Raw genomic sequence first — 15,080 nt, 5'->3', positions numbered from 1 at the left:
CGGGCCGCCCCTTGTTTATTCGCCCAACCGCGGCAACAGCTCATCCAGCCGCCGATGCAGCGCACTGCCACTGGGCCAGTTACGCAGCATCCGTGCCCGGTCCCGGGCGTAGGCCGGGGCGAAGCTCAGCTGGGTGGCGTGCTGGCACATGGCATCCAGGTCGATCAGCGACCATTGGCCATCCTTCCAGAACAGGTTGTGGCCCTTGAAGTCGCCATGACTGATACGTTCGCGAATCAGCTGCTGCATCAGGTGCACCAAGGCCTGCACCTGCTCCTGCGGCGCATCGCCGCTTTCCACGTAGGGCCCGAAGCACTCGATCAGGTCCGGCCCGTCGACATACTCGGTCACCAGGTAGGCGCGGCTGCGCAGGCCCATCACCCGCTGTTCCAGCACTGCCAGCGGCCGTGGCGTGGGAATGTCGAGGAACTCCAGGCGGTGGCCTTCGATCCATGAATGCCAGGCGCGGCTCGGGCGCCAGAAGCGCTTGAACCAGTGGGCGGTGTTCTTGATGTTGTAGCGCTTGAGCACCAGGGTGCGGCTACCCAACTCGATACGCGCCACGCTGGCCGCGCCACCGGTCTTGTACAGGTGGCCTTCGTCGATCAGCGCATCGGCCTGCTCCAGTACCGGCAACAGGGCCTCGCGCTCAGGCCGGCGAACCGCCCGCAACCCGGACAGGCTGCGCTCGACGCTGAACAGTGTGCACTCGCGCCCGGCCTTTTCCAGGTAGTCCTTCAGGCGCCAGTTGCGCACCTTGTCGATCTGCTTCTGCAATGCCTCCAGCGGCAAGGCATGTTCGGCGTTGGCCAGCAGGTAATGCACCAGCAGCTCTTCGATGAACGGCTCCAGGCGCTTGGGCAATTGGGCGAACAGTACGCCCAGGTTCTCCAGCACTTTCTGGCGCGACAGCTGCTGCCCCGGGGCTTCGGCCTTGATACCCGCGCCATCGATCAGGTACAGCTGGCCGCCATGGCGCAGCAGGTTGTCCAGGTGCAGGTCTTCCTGCCACAGGCCCTTGGCGTGCATCTGCGCCACAGCCGCCAGCGCTTCGCCCAATACCAGTTGCTGCTCGTCGGCCAGCACCGGCAGGTTTTCGACATCGGCCCAGGCGTCGGCAAGGCTCTGCGCGCCATCGAGGAATTCGAACAGCAGCCAGCCGCCCTCGCCTTCCTTGAGGCCGTCGGCCAGCAGTTGCGGGGTCGTGAGACCCTGGCCGGCCAGCAGCTTCACGCCCTCCAGCTCACGCTGGAAGTGGCGGGCGGCATTGCTGCCCACCAGCAACTTGGCCAGTACGGGTGTGCCGCGCCAGATGCCAGCGCCGACATAGCGCTGGCCCGGCAGCACACGCAGCAGGCTAAGCAGCTGCAGGTCGGCACTGCCGGCAGCGTCGGCCAACGTCACGGTCAGGGGTAGCGATGGGTTGCGCCCAGCGTTCTTCAGTTCGGACAGTTGCATCAGCGCGCCTCCTTTTCACGGCGGCGGCGCACCAGGCGCTGCAGCCAGCTATCGACCAGCGTACTGTCTACCGGCTGTTCAAGGTAGGCCGCCAACAGGTTGCGCACATCCACCTCGCTCCAGGCGCCCGCTCGGCGCAGCAAAGGCTCGAGGTCCTTGAGCCGGTCACGCATGCCGAACAGCAGCGGACGGGTCTTTTCCAGGTCGATCAGTTGAGCCTGCCAGCCTTCGCGACGTTCGCGCAGGAAGATGTGCTTGGGATAGAAACAGCCATGCACCTGGCCTGCCGCGTGCAGAGTACGGGCCAGCTGGCCACAGGCCTGGAGGATACCCAGGCGGCTGGCGGCTTCAAGCTGGGGCCACTGGGCCAGCAGGCTGTCCAGGTCACGCCAGTCGTCCAGTGCTCGGGTCATGAGGATGGCCCGGTGCTGGCCGTTACCCTTGCGTTCACCATAGAACACCGCCTGCAAGGCGGGGATCTTCAGCTTCTGGTAACGGCTGATGTTACGAAATTCTCGCGCGAAGGTCGGCTCACCGAAGGGGCGGTGCAGGGTGCGGGTGAGGTAGTCGCTCTGGCGCTTGAGGTAGAAACCCTTGCCCTCGAGCTCCAGGCGGAAGACGCTGCTCCAGCCGCCACGGCCGGTGTTGGGCTCATCCACGGCATCCAGTTGCAGCGCCCACAGCGCCTCGAAGTCGTTCAAGCCATGACGTTGCAGCAGCGCCTGGTCGGCGCTGGCCAGGTAGTCGGTCATTCCCTTCCCTCGAAAAAGCTCACCACCTGGCGGATGCACTGCTTGTCCTTGGCCGTGAGCCGTTTCTGTTCACGGTATTGCAGGTAGAAACGCAGGCGTTGGGTCGATGACAGGTGGTATTTGGCAACCTTGTCCAGGCACGCCAGGTCCTTGATCAGGCGGTGGCGCAGCATGCACGCGCGACAGCCGCGCCAGAAATCGCCAGTGGGGCAGTCGATGAAGAACACCGTGGCGTTATCGTCCACCAGCAAATTGCGCCACTTCAGGTCGTTGTGGGCGAAACGATGTGCGTGCATCACCCGGGTGTGGCGCGCCAACTGGCGGCTGACATGGTCGACCCAGGCGCGGTCGGCCAGGCGTGGGTCCTTGCGCTCGGCCAAGGCCGAGAGGTCCTCGGTGCGCGGCAGTTCGCGGGTGATCATGGCCCCGCGGCCGAAGGCCAAGCCGTTGCGCTCAAGGCCATAGGCCACCACTTCGGCGGTGGGGATATCCCATTTGGCGAACTGCTTGAGGTTCTGCCACTCGGCCTTGATCCGTGGGCGGCCCACATAGCGGCGCAAGGCCTTGCCGGCACCGGTGTAGCGCTTTACGTAGTAGTTGACCCCGTCGCGCTCGATGCGCACCACTTCGCTGAGCGGGTCGCGGGTCAGGCGTTCGCCCTGAAGGGCGAACACCGCATCCAGACTGCCGAAATCCGCCGCCAGGCCTTCGTAGCCTGGAGCCAGTGTCCAACCCGCCATCAGAGCGCATCCCCATAGCGTTGCTTGCGATCGTAGAGTTTCTGCGCCTTGCGTTCGAGCCAGGCGAGCAGCGCAGCCTCGTCGGCCAGCACCTGGCGCAACGGGCGCTGGAAGTAGCCGCGCAAAAAACGCAGCTTGTCGCGGCGGGTCAGGCCGATGTCCAGGGCCGAGAAATACAGGGCAGCCAGGTCCTTGTCACGCCAGCGGCGGGTGATGCTGCCACGGGTCTGGGCGCGGTGCAGGTCGATCACCGACAGCTTCAAGTCCTCGGGCGTCACCGGCCGGTCGGTGTGCAACAGGAAGTGGCAGATATAGCAGTCGCGGTGGTTGACCCCGGCACGGTGCATACCGCCGGTCATCTTCGCCACCTCGGCGATCAGCGCCCACTTCAGGCGTGGTGGCGGCGGCTGCCTGACCCAGTCGAGGCTGAAGTCTTCCAGGCTGATGGTCGGCGCCAGCTCTTCGGTGACGATGAACGAATGCTGGGTGGCCGGGTTGCTGCCGCGCTCGCCATAGGCCACGGCGGTCATGGTCGGCACGCCGACTTCATGCAGGCGCTGGATCGCCCGCCACTCCTGGCCGGCACCGAGCACCGGCAATTTGGCGCTGAACAGGTTCTTGAAGATCTCGCCCCAACCGATGCCACGGTGGATCTTGACGAAATAGCCCTCGCCGTCCACCTCGGTGCGCAAGGTGCGCCGGCCTTCGAGCTCACGGAACACTTCGCCTTGCAAGGCTTCCACGGCCTCGAAGGGGTCGCGCCCGGCCCATAGGCGTTTGAAGGGTTCGGCCAGTATCAACTTCATGCGGCCTCCTGCCCGAGGATCACGTCGGCAGCATGCTGCGGCATGCTGTACAGGTCAGCGGTGTCAGCGAAGGCCAAGCCGTTGCGCGACCAGTTGGCACGGGCCTGGTCGTCTTCGAGCATGCGCTGCAGATAGCGATTGAGCTGCTCCTGCTCGAACGGCTCGTCCAGCACCAGGCCGCTGTCGGCCTCGGCGATGTAGTGGGCATAGCCGCACACCTGGGACACCAATACCGGCAGGCCGGCCACCAGGGCCTCGAGCAGCACGGTGCCGGTGTTCTCGTTGTACGCCGGGTGGATCAGCAGGTCGGCCCCGAGCAGGAAGCGCGGAATGTCGCTGCGCCCCTTGAGGAACTGCACCTGCTCGCCCAGGCCGAGCGTGGCGCTCTGCAACTGGAACACCTTGGGGTCGTCCTGGCCGATCACCATCAGCCGGGTACGCTTGCGCAGGGCCGAGGGCAGCGCGGCCAGGGCCTTGAGGCTGCGGTCGACGCCCTTGGTCTTGAAGCCGGAGCCGATCTGTACCAGCAACAGGTCATCATCGCCCAGGCCGAACTCCTTGCGAAACGCGGCGCGGATCGCATCGGCGTCGGCCGGGCGCCGGCGGTCCTGGGAAATACCCGGTGGCAGCAGGTGGAAACGCTCCACCGGCGTGCCGTAGTGCTTGATGAACAGCGGCTGCTGCACTTCGGAGATCATCAGCACCTCGGTGCGGGCGTCCTTGGCGAACACCGCGCGCTCGTATTCGGCGAAGTGCCGGTAGCGGCCCCAGCGACGGTACAGGCCGCCGCGCAGTGTCTGGGCCTTGTCTTCGAAGCAGCCGTCGGCGGCGTAGTACACGTCCAGGCCGGGCATCTTGTTGAAGCCGATCAGGCGGTCGACCGGGCGCTTGGCAAGGTCGGCGGCCATCCAGGCGCTGAGCTTCTCGTTGCGCCGATGGTTGAACAGCGCCTTGACCGGCGCCACCAGCACCTCGAAGCCCGGTGGAATGTCACCCTCCCAGATCAACGTGTAGACCCGGATCTGGTGGCCCCGCTTCTGGCACTCCAGGGCGATGCGCATGAAGTCGCGCTGCAGCCCGCCGAAGGGGAAATATTTGTAGAGCACGAAAGCCAGTTGCATCAACGAACATCCTCAGCCAGCAGCAACGCGCTCAAGCGGCTCGCCACATGCTCGGGATTCAGGCGAGTGAAGCACAGCGGCCACTCGCGTTTGAGATCGAACCGGCGCAAGTCTTCGGCGCTCGGTTTGTAGGTGCACTTCTTCTGCAGGCAAGGCGCGCATGGCCAATCGCTGGCCTGGTGGACCTGGCTGCGCCCGTAGGCGCCGGTCAGGCCCGGGTTGGTCGGGCCGAACAGCGAGATGGTCGGCACGTCCAGCGCCGCCGCCAGATGGCCAAGGCCGGTATCCACCGCCACACAGGCCTTGGCTGCCGCCAGCACGCGCGCAACCCCCGCCAGGTTCAACTTGGGCAGTACCTCGCAGTTCTTCAAGCCCTGGGCGATGCGCTCGGCGCGGGCCTTCTCCGCCGGGTTGCCCCAAGGCAGGCGCACCTGCAGGTTGCGCCGGCCCAGCCGCTCGGCCAGCTCGCGCCAGTAGGCCTCGGGCCAGTGCTTGGTGGCCCAGGTGGTGCCATGCAGGAACACCACATAGGGCGCAGCGGGCGGCAGTTGCAGACGATCGAGCTCCAGGCCATAGCGGCCAAGGCCTTCGGGTAGATCGTAGGCCAGGGCCAGGGCGAACAGCTGGCGCACCCGTTCCACCGCGTGCTGGCCGACCGCGACCGACAGACGCCGGTCATAGAAACGGCTGGCCCAGCCTTCACGCGCCGAATAACGGTCCAGCCCGGCCACCGGCGCCTTGACGTAACGGGTCAGCCAGGCCGACTTGACCAAGCCCTGGGCGTCGATCACTAGGTCGTACTTGCGCTCGCGCAGGCGCTGCTTGAACGCCTTCCACTCGCCGCTCTTGAGCGTCTGCCAGAGGTTCTTGCGCCAACGACGTATGGCCACCGGGATGACCTGGTCGACCGCCGGATGCCAGCTGGGGATCTCGGCGAAGCCTTCTTCCACCACCCAGTCGAAGCGGATACCAGGGATGGCATGGGCGGCGTCGGTGATAGCCGGCAAGGTGTGGATCACGTCCCCCAGGGAGGACGTCTTGATGATCAGGACCCGCACTTAGTCGACCTCGGCCATGACATCGATCAGGTTAGGCCCGCCCAGGCGCGTGAGCGCAGCGATCACCTGCGCAGGCTCGAGCAGGCGTAGGCAGTTGTAGTGGCCGAAGCGGCAGGTGCGGTCGAAGCAGGGGCTGCACTCGATGCCCAGGCGCACGATTTCCACGTGCTCGGCCAGCGGCGGGGTGAAGCCCGGCGATGTGGAGCCGTAGACCGCCACCAGCGGGCGGTTCAGGGCGGCAGCCACGTGCATCAGGCCGGAGTCGTTGGACACCACCGCATCGGCGCACGACAGCAGGTCGATGGCCTCGGCCAGGGAGGTTTCCCCGGCAAGGTTATAGGATTCTTCCCGGAAACCCGGGATCAGCCGGTCGCGGATCGACTCACCCACCGGATGGTCGTTCTTCGAACCGAACAGCCAGACTTGCCAGCCCTGGCGGATCATTGCGTCGGCCACTTCGGCGTAGTGCTCGCCCGGCCAGCGCTTGGCCTCGCCGAATTCGGCCCCCGGGCACAGCGCCAGCACCGGGCGGTCCAGTGCCAGGCCGAACTTGGCCAAAGCAGCGTCACGGCTCTGCGCCTCGATCTGCAGGCTCGGCCGCGGGTAGGGCTGTGGCAGCTCGGCGCCCGGCGCGTAGGCCAGGGCCATGAAGCGTTCGATCATCAGCGGGTAGCGGGCCTTGTCCAGCTTGCGCACATCGTTGAGCAAGCCGAAGCGCATCTCGCCACGCCAACCGGTGCGTTTGGGAATGCCAGCGAAGAACGGCACCAACGCCGACTTCAACGAGTTGGGCAAAAGGATCGCCTGGTCATACTGGCCCGCCAGCGATTTGCCGATGCGCCGGCGCGTGGCCAGCTCCAGCGCGCCGTGGCCGAGCGGGAAGCTCAGGGCTTGGCGCACCTCGGGCATGCGCTCGAGGATCGGTCGGCTCCACTCGGGGGCCAACACATCGATCACGCATTCGGGATGCTGCTGCTTCAGGCACTGGAACAAGGTCTGCGCCATCACCATGTCGCCGACCCAGCTGGGGCCAATGATCAGTATTCTCATGCTTGGTCCAGAAACGCTCGGGGAGGCCCGGCTTCGGCCTGGCCTCCCCTCTTTATATTCAGGCTATGTGGCGGACAGTGTACCACCGGTGGTGAGGCATGGATTTTTGGGGCTGCCTTGCAGCCCTTTCGCGGCACAAGGCCGCTCCTACAGGAACCGCACAGCCGCGAAAGGGCCGCAAGGCGGCCCCGGCAATCTCAGGTCAACCCCAGCGCTCCCCAGATCCGCCGCACTTCACGGCGCTCATCGGCAAACTGCGCCGCATCGATCACCCCCGCCTGCTTCTGCAGCGCCTGGCGATGGGAGGCCGAGCGGAACGCCTTGTACACCTCACGCAGCAGCACCGCGTCACTGGCAGGCATCAAACCCGCCTGTTCCAGCTCTTCCAGGATGCGGATGTTGTCGGTCCAGCGCAGCAGGGCCGGGTGGTCGTGGGACCAGGCCAAAGCGGCGTATTGCACCATAAATTCGATATCCACGATACCGCCGGCATCCTGCTTGATATCGAAGGGCACGCCGGCCTCGAAGGCATTGGCGGCCGTGCCTGCGGCGGTGCTCTTGGTGCCGAGGTTGCCGCGCATCTTGGCGCGCATCTCGCTCACGTCCTCGCGCAGTTTGTCCAGATCGTGGGGGCGGCCCAACACCCGCGCGCGCACGCTTTCGAAGGCCGCCGCCACCTGCTTGCAGCCCACCAGCACCCGTGCCCGCACCAGGGCCTGGTGCTCCCAGGTCCAGGCTTCGTTCTGCTGGTAGCGCTCGAACGCGCCCAGCGAACTCACCAGCAAGCCTGCTGCCCCCGAGGGGCGCAAGCGCATGTCGACGTCGTAGAGCTGGCCGGAGTTGGTCTGGGTGGTCAGCATGTGGATGATGCGCTGGCCCAGGCGGGTGAAGAACTGCGCGCCATCGATGGGCTTGGCGCCATCGGTCTCGGCCTGGGGGTCGCCATCGTGGATGAACACCAGGTCCAGGTCCGAGCCATGGCCCAGCTCGATGCCACCGACCTTGCCATAGCCGACGATGATGAAGCCCGGATCACACAGGCTGCCGTCGCTGCGCCTGGGCTGACCGTGGCGCGCCACGGTCTGGCGCCAGGCCAGGGCCAGCACTTGGTCGAGGATCGCCTCGGCCAGCCAGGTCAGATAGTCGCTGACCTTCATCAGCGGCAGGTTGCCGGTGATCTCCGAGGCGGCCACCCGCAGGCTGTGGGCCAGCTTGAAGTGGCGCAGCGCCTCCATCTGCTGCTCCAGGTCATCTTCGGGGATGCGCGTAAGGCGCTCGCGCAGCTCGGATGCCAGTTCCGGCGCCAACGGCGGGCTGAACAGGCGGCCTTCGTTGAGCAGTTCGTCAAGCAGCAGCGGGAAGCGGGCGATCTGCTCGGCAATCCATGGGCTGGCCGCACACAGGGTAAGCAGGCGGCGCAAGGCGCCCGGGTTCTCGGTGAGCAGCACCAGGTAGGCCGAACGCCGCGCCACGGCCTCGACCAACGGCAGCACCCGCTCCAGCACCAAGTCCGGGTCCTCGTGCTCCACAGCCTGGGCCAGCAGGCGCGGAATGAAGGCATCCAGGCGCTCGCGGCCGATGCGCTGCATCGAGCGCAACTGCGGGCTCGCACGCAGAGCAGCCAGCCGACGCAAGGCCTCGGCGCTCTGGCGGAACCCGGCTTCTTCCAGCTGGCGGCAAGCCGCCTCCTCATCCTGGGCCTGCTCCCACAACGGCGACCACTCGCCACCGACCACCAGCTCGCCTTCGCCTTCTTCCTCATCCGGGTCGGCGATCACCTGGCGGAAATGCCAGTCGATGCGTTCACGCCAGCGCATCAACTGCGCGTGGAAGCCCTGCCAGTCGGCAAAACCAAGGATATAGGCGACCCGCGCGCGGTCCTTGTCGTCTTCGGGCAGCATCTGCGTCTGGCGGTCGGCAATGGCCTGGATGGCATGTTCGGTGTAGCGCAGGAACTCATACCCTTCGCGCAGCTCGGCGACCACCGCCGGCGGCAGGTAACCCTGGCCTTCCAGGGTGGCCAACACCTTGAGCAGCGGCCGTTGCTGCAAGCTCAGGTCGCGCCCGCCGTGGATCAGCTGAAACGCCTGTGCGATGAACTCCACCTCACGAATGCCACCGGCGCCAAGCTTGATGTTTTCGGCCATGCCCTTGCGTCGCACTTCCTGCTGGATCAGCTGCTTCATGGTGCGCAGCGCCTCGATCGCCGAGAAGTCCAGGTAACGGCGGTAGACGAACGGGCGCAGCATGTCCTGCAACTGGGCGCCGGCCACCTGGTCGCCGGCCACGACGCGGGCCTTGATCATGGCGTAGCGTTCCCAGTCGCGGCCCTGGTCCTGGTAATACTGCTCCAGCGCATTGAACGACAGCACCAAGGCACCGGCCGAGCCGTAGGGGCGCAGGCGCATGTCGACGCGGAACACGAAGCCGTCGACGGTCACCGGGTCCAGTGCCTTGATCAGGCGCTGGCCCAGGCGGGTGAAGAACTCCTGATTGTCCAGCGAGCGCTTCACGCCTTCGGTCTCGCCGCCCTCAGGGAAGGCGAAGATCAGGTCGATGTCCGAGGACAGGTTCAGCTCCACCGCCCCCAGCTTGCCCATGCCCAGCACCACCATATGTTGCGGCTGGCCGCTGCGGTTGCCGATGGGCGTGCCGAACTGCTGGCAATGGCGCGGGTACAACCATTGATAGGCTTGGTCGATGGACGCGTCGGCCAGGTCGGAAAGGTCGCGGCAGGTCTCGCCCAGCAATGCCTGGCGGGTGATGTCGCGCCAGATGATGCGCACCTGCTGGCGGTTGCGCTCACGGCGCAGGTTGCGCGCCAGCTCGTCCTCGCTCTGCGCGGCCTGGGCGGCGGCAGCGACGCGGGCGCACAGCTCGCCGGGGGCGAAAGGCCGCTCCAGCTCACCGCTGGCTTGCAGGTCGAACAGCATGGCCGGCTCGCGCAAGGCCACTTCCAGGACGAAATCGCTGGCGGCGGCAACCTGATCGAACGCTTTCAGCTGTGCCGGGCTCCAATGGTCCAAGTCCAGCCCGTCGAGACCGGCGATCGCCTCGCGCAGGGACTGTTGGTTACGTGCGACCAGCGGTTGCAGGGCAGCGGGCAGATCGAGCGGCAAAGGCAGGCGCATGGTCTATCCTTGATCGGCGTGAAAGAGAGGGGTAGGTGCGGCCAAGGGGGCGCCGGACCACGGTTGGACTGTCATACAAAAGTTGGAAATAGCTGAAATAAACGAATCATTGGTAAAAAACATCAAGATTCACCCGATCAAAGCCCAGTCCCAACCTACGGGAACGATTTTCCCCACAAGCCAGAGTGCGACAAAATGCCGCTTTTCTGTAGTTTTACTACTACCCCTGCGCTTCAAAAGCATGAAATGCCGAATCATTTGTAGTAAAACTACACGGCGCCGGATGACTGTCCGGCTAATCCAAGAATTCACGACGTCTGCCCAAAAGGCCAGTCGCAAACTCAGGCCCCCGATTCTGGTGGCCTTTCCGCCCTGGAGCAAGCCATGCAAGACCTCGATCCCGTCGAAACCCAGGAATGGCTGGATGCCTTGGAGTCGGTCCTCGACAAAGAAGGCGAAGACCGCGCTCACTACCTGATGACCCGTATGGGCGAGCTGGCCACCCGTAGTGGCTCCCAGCTGCCGTACGCAATCACCACGCCATACCGCAACACCATCCCCGTTACCCACGAAGCACGCATGCCTGGCGACCTGTTCATGGAACGTCGCATCCGCTCGATGGTACGTTGGAACGCCCTGGCCATGGTCATGCGTACCAACCTGCGGGACTCGGACCTGGGTGGCCACATTTCGAGCTTCGCCTCCAGCGCCACCTTGTACGACATCGGCTTCAACTACTTCTTCCAGGCTCCGACCGAAGAGCATGGCGGCGACCTGATCTTCTTCCAGGGCCACGCCTCCCCAGGCATCTACGCCCGCGCCTTCCTCGAAGGCCGCATCAGCGAAGACCAGATGAACAACTTCCGTCAGGAAGTGGACGGCAAGGGCCTGTCTTCGTACCCGCACCCATGGCTGATGCCTGACTTCTGGCAGTTCCCGACCGTTTCCATGGGTCTGGGCCCGATCCAGGCAATCTACCAGGCACGCTTCATGAAGTACCTGGAAGCCCGTGGCTTCATCCCGGCCGGCAAGCAGAAGGTCTGGTGCTTCATGGGCGACGGCGAGTGCGACGAGCCGGAATCCCTGGGCGCCATCGCCCTGGCCGGCCGCGAGAAGCTGGACAACCTGATCTTCGTCATCAACTGCAACCTGCAGCGCCTCGACGGCCCGGTTCGCGGCAACGGCAAGATCATCCAGGAACTCGAAGGCGTGTTCCGTGGCGGCGGCTGGAACGTCAACAAAGTCGTCTGGGGCCGCTTCTGGGACCCACTGTTCGCCAAGGACACCAACGGCGCCCTGCAGCGTCGCATGGACGAAGTCATCGACGGCGAATACCAGAACTACAAGGCCAAGGACGGTGCGTACGTCCGTGAGCACTTCTTCAACACCCCTGAGCTCAAGGCCATGGTCGAAGACCTGTCCGACGACGAGATCTGGAAGCTCAACCGTGGCGGCCACGACCCGTACAAGGTCTATGCGGCCTACCACCAGGCGGTCAACCACAAGGGCCAACCGACCGTCGTCCTGGCCAAGACCATCAAGGGTTATGGTACCGGTGCCGGCGAAGCCAAGAACACCGCGCACAACACCAAGAAGGTCGACGTCGACAGCCTGCGTCACTTCCGTGACCGCTTCGACATCCCGGTCAAGGATGCCGACCTGGAAAACCTGCCGTTCTTCCGTCCCGAAGAAGGCAGCGCCGAAGCCAAGTACCTGGCCGAGCGCCGCGCAGCCCTGGGTGGCTTCGTACCGCAGCGCCGTGCGAAGAGCTTCAGCATCCCGACTCCGCCGCTGGAAACCCTGAAGGCGATCCTGGACGGCTCGGGCGACCGTGAAATCTCCACCACCATGGCTTTCGTGCGCATCCTGGCGCAACTGGTCAAGGACAAGGAAATCGGTCAGCGCATCGTCCCGATCATCCCGGACGAAGCCCGTACCTTCGGTATGGAAGGCATGTTCCGCCAGCTGGGCATCTACTCGTCCGTGGGCCAGCTCTACGAGCCGGTCGACAAGGACCAGGTGATGTTCTACCGCGAGGACAAGAAGGGCCAGATCCTCGAGGAAGGCATCAACGAAGCCGGCGCCATGTCGTCGTTCATCGCTGCCGGTACCTCGTACAGCAACCACAACCAGCCGATGCTGCCGTTCTACATCTTCTACTCGATGTTCGGCTTCCAGCGTATCGGTGACCTGGCATGGGCCGCTGGCGACAGCCGCACCCGTGGCTTCCTGATCGGCGGTACCGCCGGCCGTACCACCCTCAACGGTGAAGGCCTGCAGCACGAAGACGGTCACAGCCACCTGATGGCTGCCACCATCCCGAACTGCCGCACCTATGATCCGACCTACGGCTACGAGCTGGCGGTGATCATCCAGGACGGCATGAAGAAGATGACCGAAGAGCAACAGGACGTCTTCTACTACATCACCGTGATGAACGAAGCCTACACCCAGCCAGCCATCCCGGCCGGCGCCGAGGAAGGCATCATCAAGGGCATGTACCTGCTGGAAGAAGACACCCGCGAAGCCGCGCACCATGTGCAGCTGTTGGGTTCGGGCACCATCCTGCGCGAAGTCCGCGAAGCGGCGAAGATCCTGCGCGAGGAATACAACGTCGGCGCCGACGTGTGGAGCGTCACCAGCTTCAACGAACTGCGTCGCGACGGCCTGGCCGTGGAACGCGCCAACCGCCTCAAGCCTGGTCAGAAGCCACAGCAGACCTACGTCGAGCAGTGCCTGGCCGGTCGCAAGGGCCCGGTTGTAGCGTCCACCGACTACATGAAGCTCTTCGCCGAACAGATCCGCCAGTGGGTCCCGAGCAAGGAGTACAAGGTCCTGGGTACCGATGGCTTCGGTCGCAGCGACAGCCGCAAGAAGCTGCGTCACTTCTTCGAAGTCGACCGTCACTTCGTCGTGCTGGCTGCCCTGGAAGCCTTGGCTGACCGTGGCGAGATCGAACCGAAGGTGGTGGCAGACGCCATCGTCAAGTTCGGCATCGATCCGGACAAGCGCAACCCACTGGACTGCTGAGGAGTATTTTTAAGTGAGCGAACTCATTCGCGTACCTGACATCGGCAGCGGTGAAGGTGAAATCATCGAGCTGTTCGTCAAGGTCGGTGATCGTATCGAGGCCGACCAGAGCCTGCTGACCCTGGAGTCCGACAAGGCCTCCATGGAGATCCCGGCCCCGAAGGCCGGCGTGATCAAGGAGCTGAAGGTCAAGCTGGGTGATCGCCTGAAAGAAGGCGACGAGCTGATGGTCCTGGAAGTCGAGGGCGCCGCTGCGGCGCCCGAGGCTCCGGCCGCTGCTGCCCCGGCAGCGGCACCTGCCGCCGAAGAAAAACCGGCAGCCGCTGCAGCCCCTGCCCCGGCCGCCGCTCCGGCAGCCGCCAGCGTGCAGGACATCCACGTGCCGGACATCGGCTCGTCGGGCAAGGCCAAGATCATCGAAGTCCTGGTCAAGGCCGGCGACACCGTCGAAGCCGATCAATCGCTGATCACCCTGGAGTCCGACAAGGCCTCCATGGAGATCCCGTCGCCCGCCGCTGGCGTGGTGAAGGAAGTGATCGCCAAGCTGGACGACGAAGTTGGCACCGGTGACCTGATCCTCAAGCTGGAAGTCGCGGGCGCCGCCCCGGCTGCCGCACCCGCCGCTGCTGCCCCGGCGCCGGCCAAGGCCGAGGCTGCTTCAGCCGCCGCGCCTGCCGCAGCTCCGGCTGCCGCCCCGGCTCCGGTCGCCACCGCACCGGCTGCCGGCAGCAACGCCAAGGTTCACGCAGGCCCCGCCGTGCGTCTGCTGGCCCGTGAATTCGGTGTCGACCTGGGCGCGGTCGCCGCGACCGGCCCGCACGGCCGCATCCTGAAGGAAGACGTGCAGGTCTACGTCAAGGCCATGATGCAGAAGGCCAAGGAGGCTCCTGCCGCCGGTGCGACCGGTGGTGCCGGCATCCCGCCGATCCCGGCCGTGGACTTCAGCAAGTTCGGTGAAGTGGAAGAAGTCGCCCTGACCCGCCTGATGCAGGTCGGTGCCACCAACCTGCACCGCAGCTGGCTGAACGTGCCGCATGTCACCCAGTTCGACTCCGCCGACATCACCGAGCTGGAAGCCTTCCGCGTCGCGCAGAAGGCCGTGGCCGAGAAGGCTGGCGTCAAACTGACCGTGCTGCCACTGCTGCTCAAGGCCTGCGCCTTCCTGCTCAAGGAACTGCCGGACTTCAACAGCTCGCTGGCGCCAAGCGGCAAGGCGATCATCCGCAAGAAGTACGTGCACATCGGCTTCGCCGTGGACACGCCGGACGGCCTGCTGGTCCCTGTGATCAAGAACGTCGACCAGAAGAGCCTGCTGCAATTGGCTGCCGAAGCTGCTGCGCTGGCCGAAAAGGCCCGCACCAAGAAGCTCGCCGCCGACGACATGCAGGGCGCCTGCTTCACCATCTCCAGCCTCGGCCACATTGGCGGCACCGGCTTCACGCCGATCGTCAACGCGCCTGAAGTGGCGATCCTCGGTGTATCCAAGGCGACCATGCAGCCGGTCTGGGATGGCAAGGCCTTCCAGCCCAAGCTGATGCTGCCGCTGTCGCTGTCCTACGATCACCGCGTGATCAACGGCGCTGCCGCCGCGCGCTTCACCAAGCGCCTGGGCGACGTGCTGGCGGATATCCGCACCATGCTGCTGTAAGGCAGCCTCCCTGCCTCACCTCGCAAGGGGTGGGGCAGGCCTGTTTCGAGCTGCCACGCTCGTACCTCAACCCCGTCGTTTGGCGGGGCTTTTTTTTGCCTGGAGAATGCCGTGAGGGCTATGCCCGCCTGTGCCACAAAGCGCCCCCATCTACAGATTCCCCCAAGCCCGCCGACAACCTCTCATAGAGTGCATCCCCCGGGCCGCTTGCCAGCCCTCGGGACATCATGCAACCTTGCCCGATACGCCGCGCCCGAGCCGCGCCTCCAGTTCAAGCGAGTCTTCG

Annotated in this window: 10 protein-coding genes; 2 read left to right on the top strand and 8 right to left on the bottom strand. The window is 65.2% G+C overall.

The genetic code is table 11. The features are described from left to right. Positions 1–15 precede the first annotated feature (15 nt). The 8 genes from IRZ56_RS05395 to glnE all read right to left on the bottom strand — a co-directional run bounded on the left by IRZ56_RS05395 (position 16) and on the right by glnE (position 10,116). A complete protein-coding gene (locus IRZ56_RS05395) occupies positions 16–1,458 on the bottom strand; it encodes a lipopolysaccharide kinase InaA family protein (protein ID WP_196143977.1) in 1,443 nt (480 codons plus the stop codon). Then, a complete protein-coding gene (locus IRZ56_RS05390) occupies positions 1,458–2,210 on the bottom strand; it encodes a lipopolysaccharide kinase InaA family protein (RefSeq protein ID WP_196143976.1) in 753 nt (250 codons plus the stop codon). Before IRZ56_RS05390 ends, IRZ56_RS05395 begins: the two co-directional genes overlap by 1 nt. Beyond that, on the bottom strand, positions 2,207–2,950 hold the full coding sequence (locus IRZ56_RS05385) for a lipopolysaccharide kinase InaA family protein (protein ID WP_196143975.1): 744 nt from the start codon (positions 2,948–2,950) through the stop codon (positions 2,207–2,209). Before IRZ56_RS05385 ends, IRZ56_RS05390 begins: the two co-directional genes overlap by 4 nt. After that, the gene (rfaP, locus tag IRZ56_RS05380; RefSeq protein ID WP_196143974.1) at positions 2,950–3,756 is read right to left on the bottom strand and encodes a lipopolysaccharide core heptose(I) kinase RfaP; all 807 of its coding nucleotides are present in this window, start codon (positions 3,754–3,756) and stop codon (positions 2,950–2,952) included. The genes IRZ56_RS05385 and rfaP overlap by 1 nt, the downstream gene beginning before the upstream one ends. Further along, the gene (locus tag IRZ56_RS05375; protein WP_196143973.1) at positions 3,753–4,877 is read right to left on the bottom strand and encodes a glycosyltransferase family 4 protein; all 1,125 of its coding nucleotides are present in this window, start codon (positions 4,875–4,877) and stop codon (positions 3,753–3,755) included. The genes rfaP and IRZ56_RS05375 overlap by 4 nt, the downstream gene beginning before the upstream one ends. Next, positions 4,877–5,935 (bottom strand): lipopolysaccharide heptosyltransferase I, encoded by a 1,059-nt coding sequence (gene waaC, locus IRZ56_RS05370; RefSeq protein WP_196143972.1) that lies wholly within the window; start codon positions 5,933–5,935, stop codon positions 4,877–4,879. Before waaC ends, IRZ56_RS05375 begins: the two co-directional genes overlap by 1 nt. Further along, the gene (waaF, locus tag IRZ56_RS05365; protein WP_196143971.1) at positions 5,936–6,985 is read right to left on the bottom strand and encodes a lipopolysaccharide heptosyltransferase II; all 1,050 of its coding nucleotides are present in this window, start codon (positions 6,983–6,985) and stop codon (positions 5,936–5,938) included. A 197-nt stretch (positions 6,986–7,182) separates the two neighbouring features. After that, positions 7,183–10,116 carry a bifunctional [glutamate--ammonia ligase]-adenylyl-L-tyrosine phosphorylase/[glutamate--ammonia-ligase] adenylyltransferase gene (gene glnE, locus IRZ56_RS05360; RefSeq protein WP_196143970.1) on the bottom strand — a complete coding sequence of 978 codons (2,934 nt, stop codon included), beginning with the start codon at positions 10,114–10,116 and terminating at the stop codon, positions 7,183–7,185. Between the two features lie 384 nt (positions 10,117–10,500). Between glnE and aceE the strand changes: the two genes are divergently transcribed. After that, the gene (gene aceE, locus IRZ56_RS05355; protein ID WP_196143969.1) at positions 10,501–13,146 is read left to right on the top strand and encodes a pyruvate dehydrogenase (acetyl-transferring), homodimeric type; all 2,646 of its coding nucleotides are present in this window, start codon (positions 10,501–10,503) and stop codon (positions 13,144–13,146) included. A gap of 13 nt (positions 13,147–13,159) precedes the next feature. Further along, positions 13,160–14,794 (top strand): dihydrolipoyllysine-residue acetyltransferase, encoded by a 1,635-nt coding sequence (gene aceF, locus IRZ56_RS05350; protein ID WP_196143968.1) that lies wholly within the window; start codon positions 13,160–13,162, stop codon positions 14,792–14,794. Positions 14,795–15,080 lie beyond the last annotated feature (286 nt).

This window comes from Pseudomonas guariconensis, from assembly GCF_015680235.1.
In the GTDB taxonomy this organism is placed as follows: domain Bacteria; phylum Pseudomonadota; class Gammaproteobacteria; order Pseudomonadales; family Pseudomonadaceae; genus Aquipseudomonas; species Aquipseudomonas guariconensis_A.
Note: the sequence above shows the minus strand (reverse complement) of the source record. Positions and strands in the feature narration are given on the sequence as shown.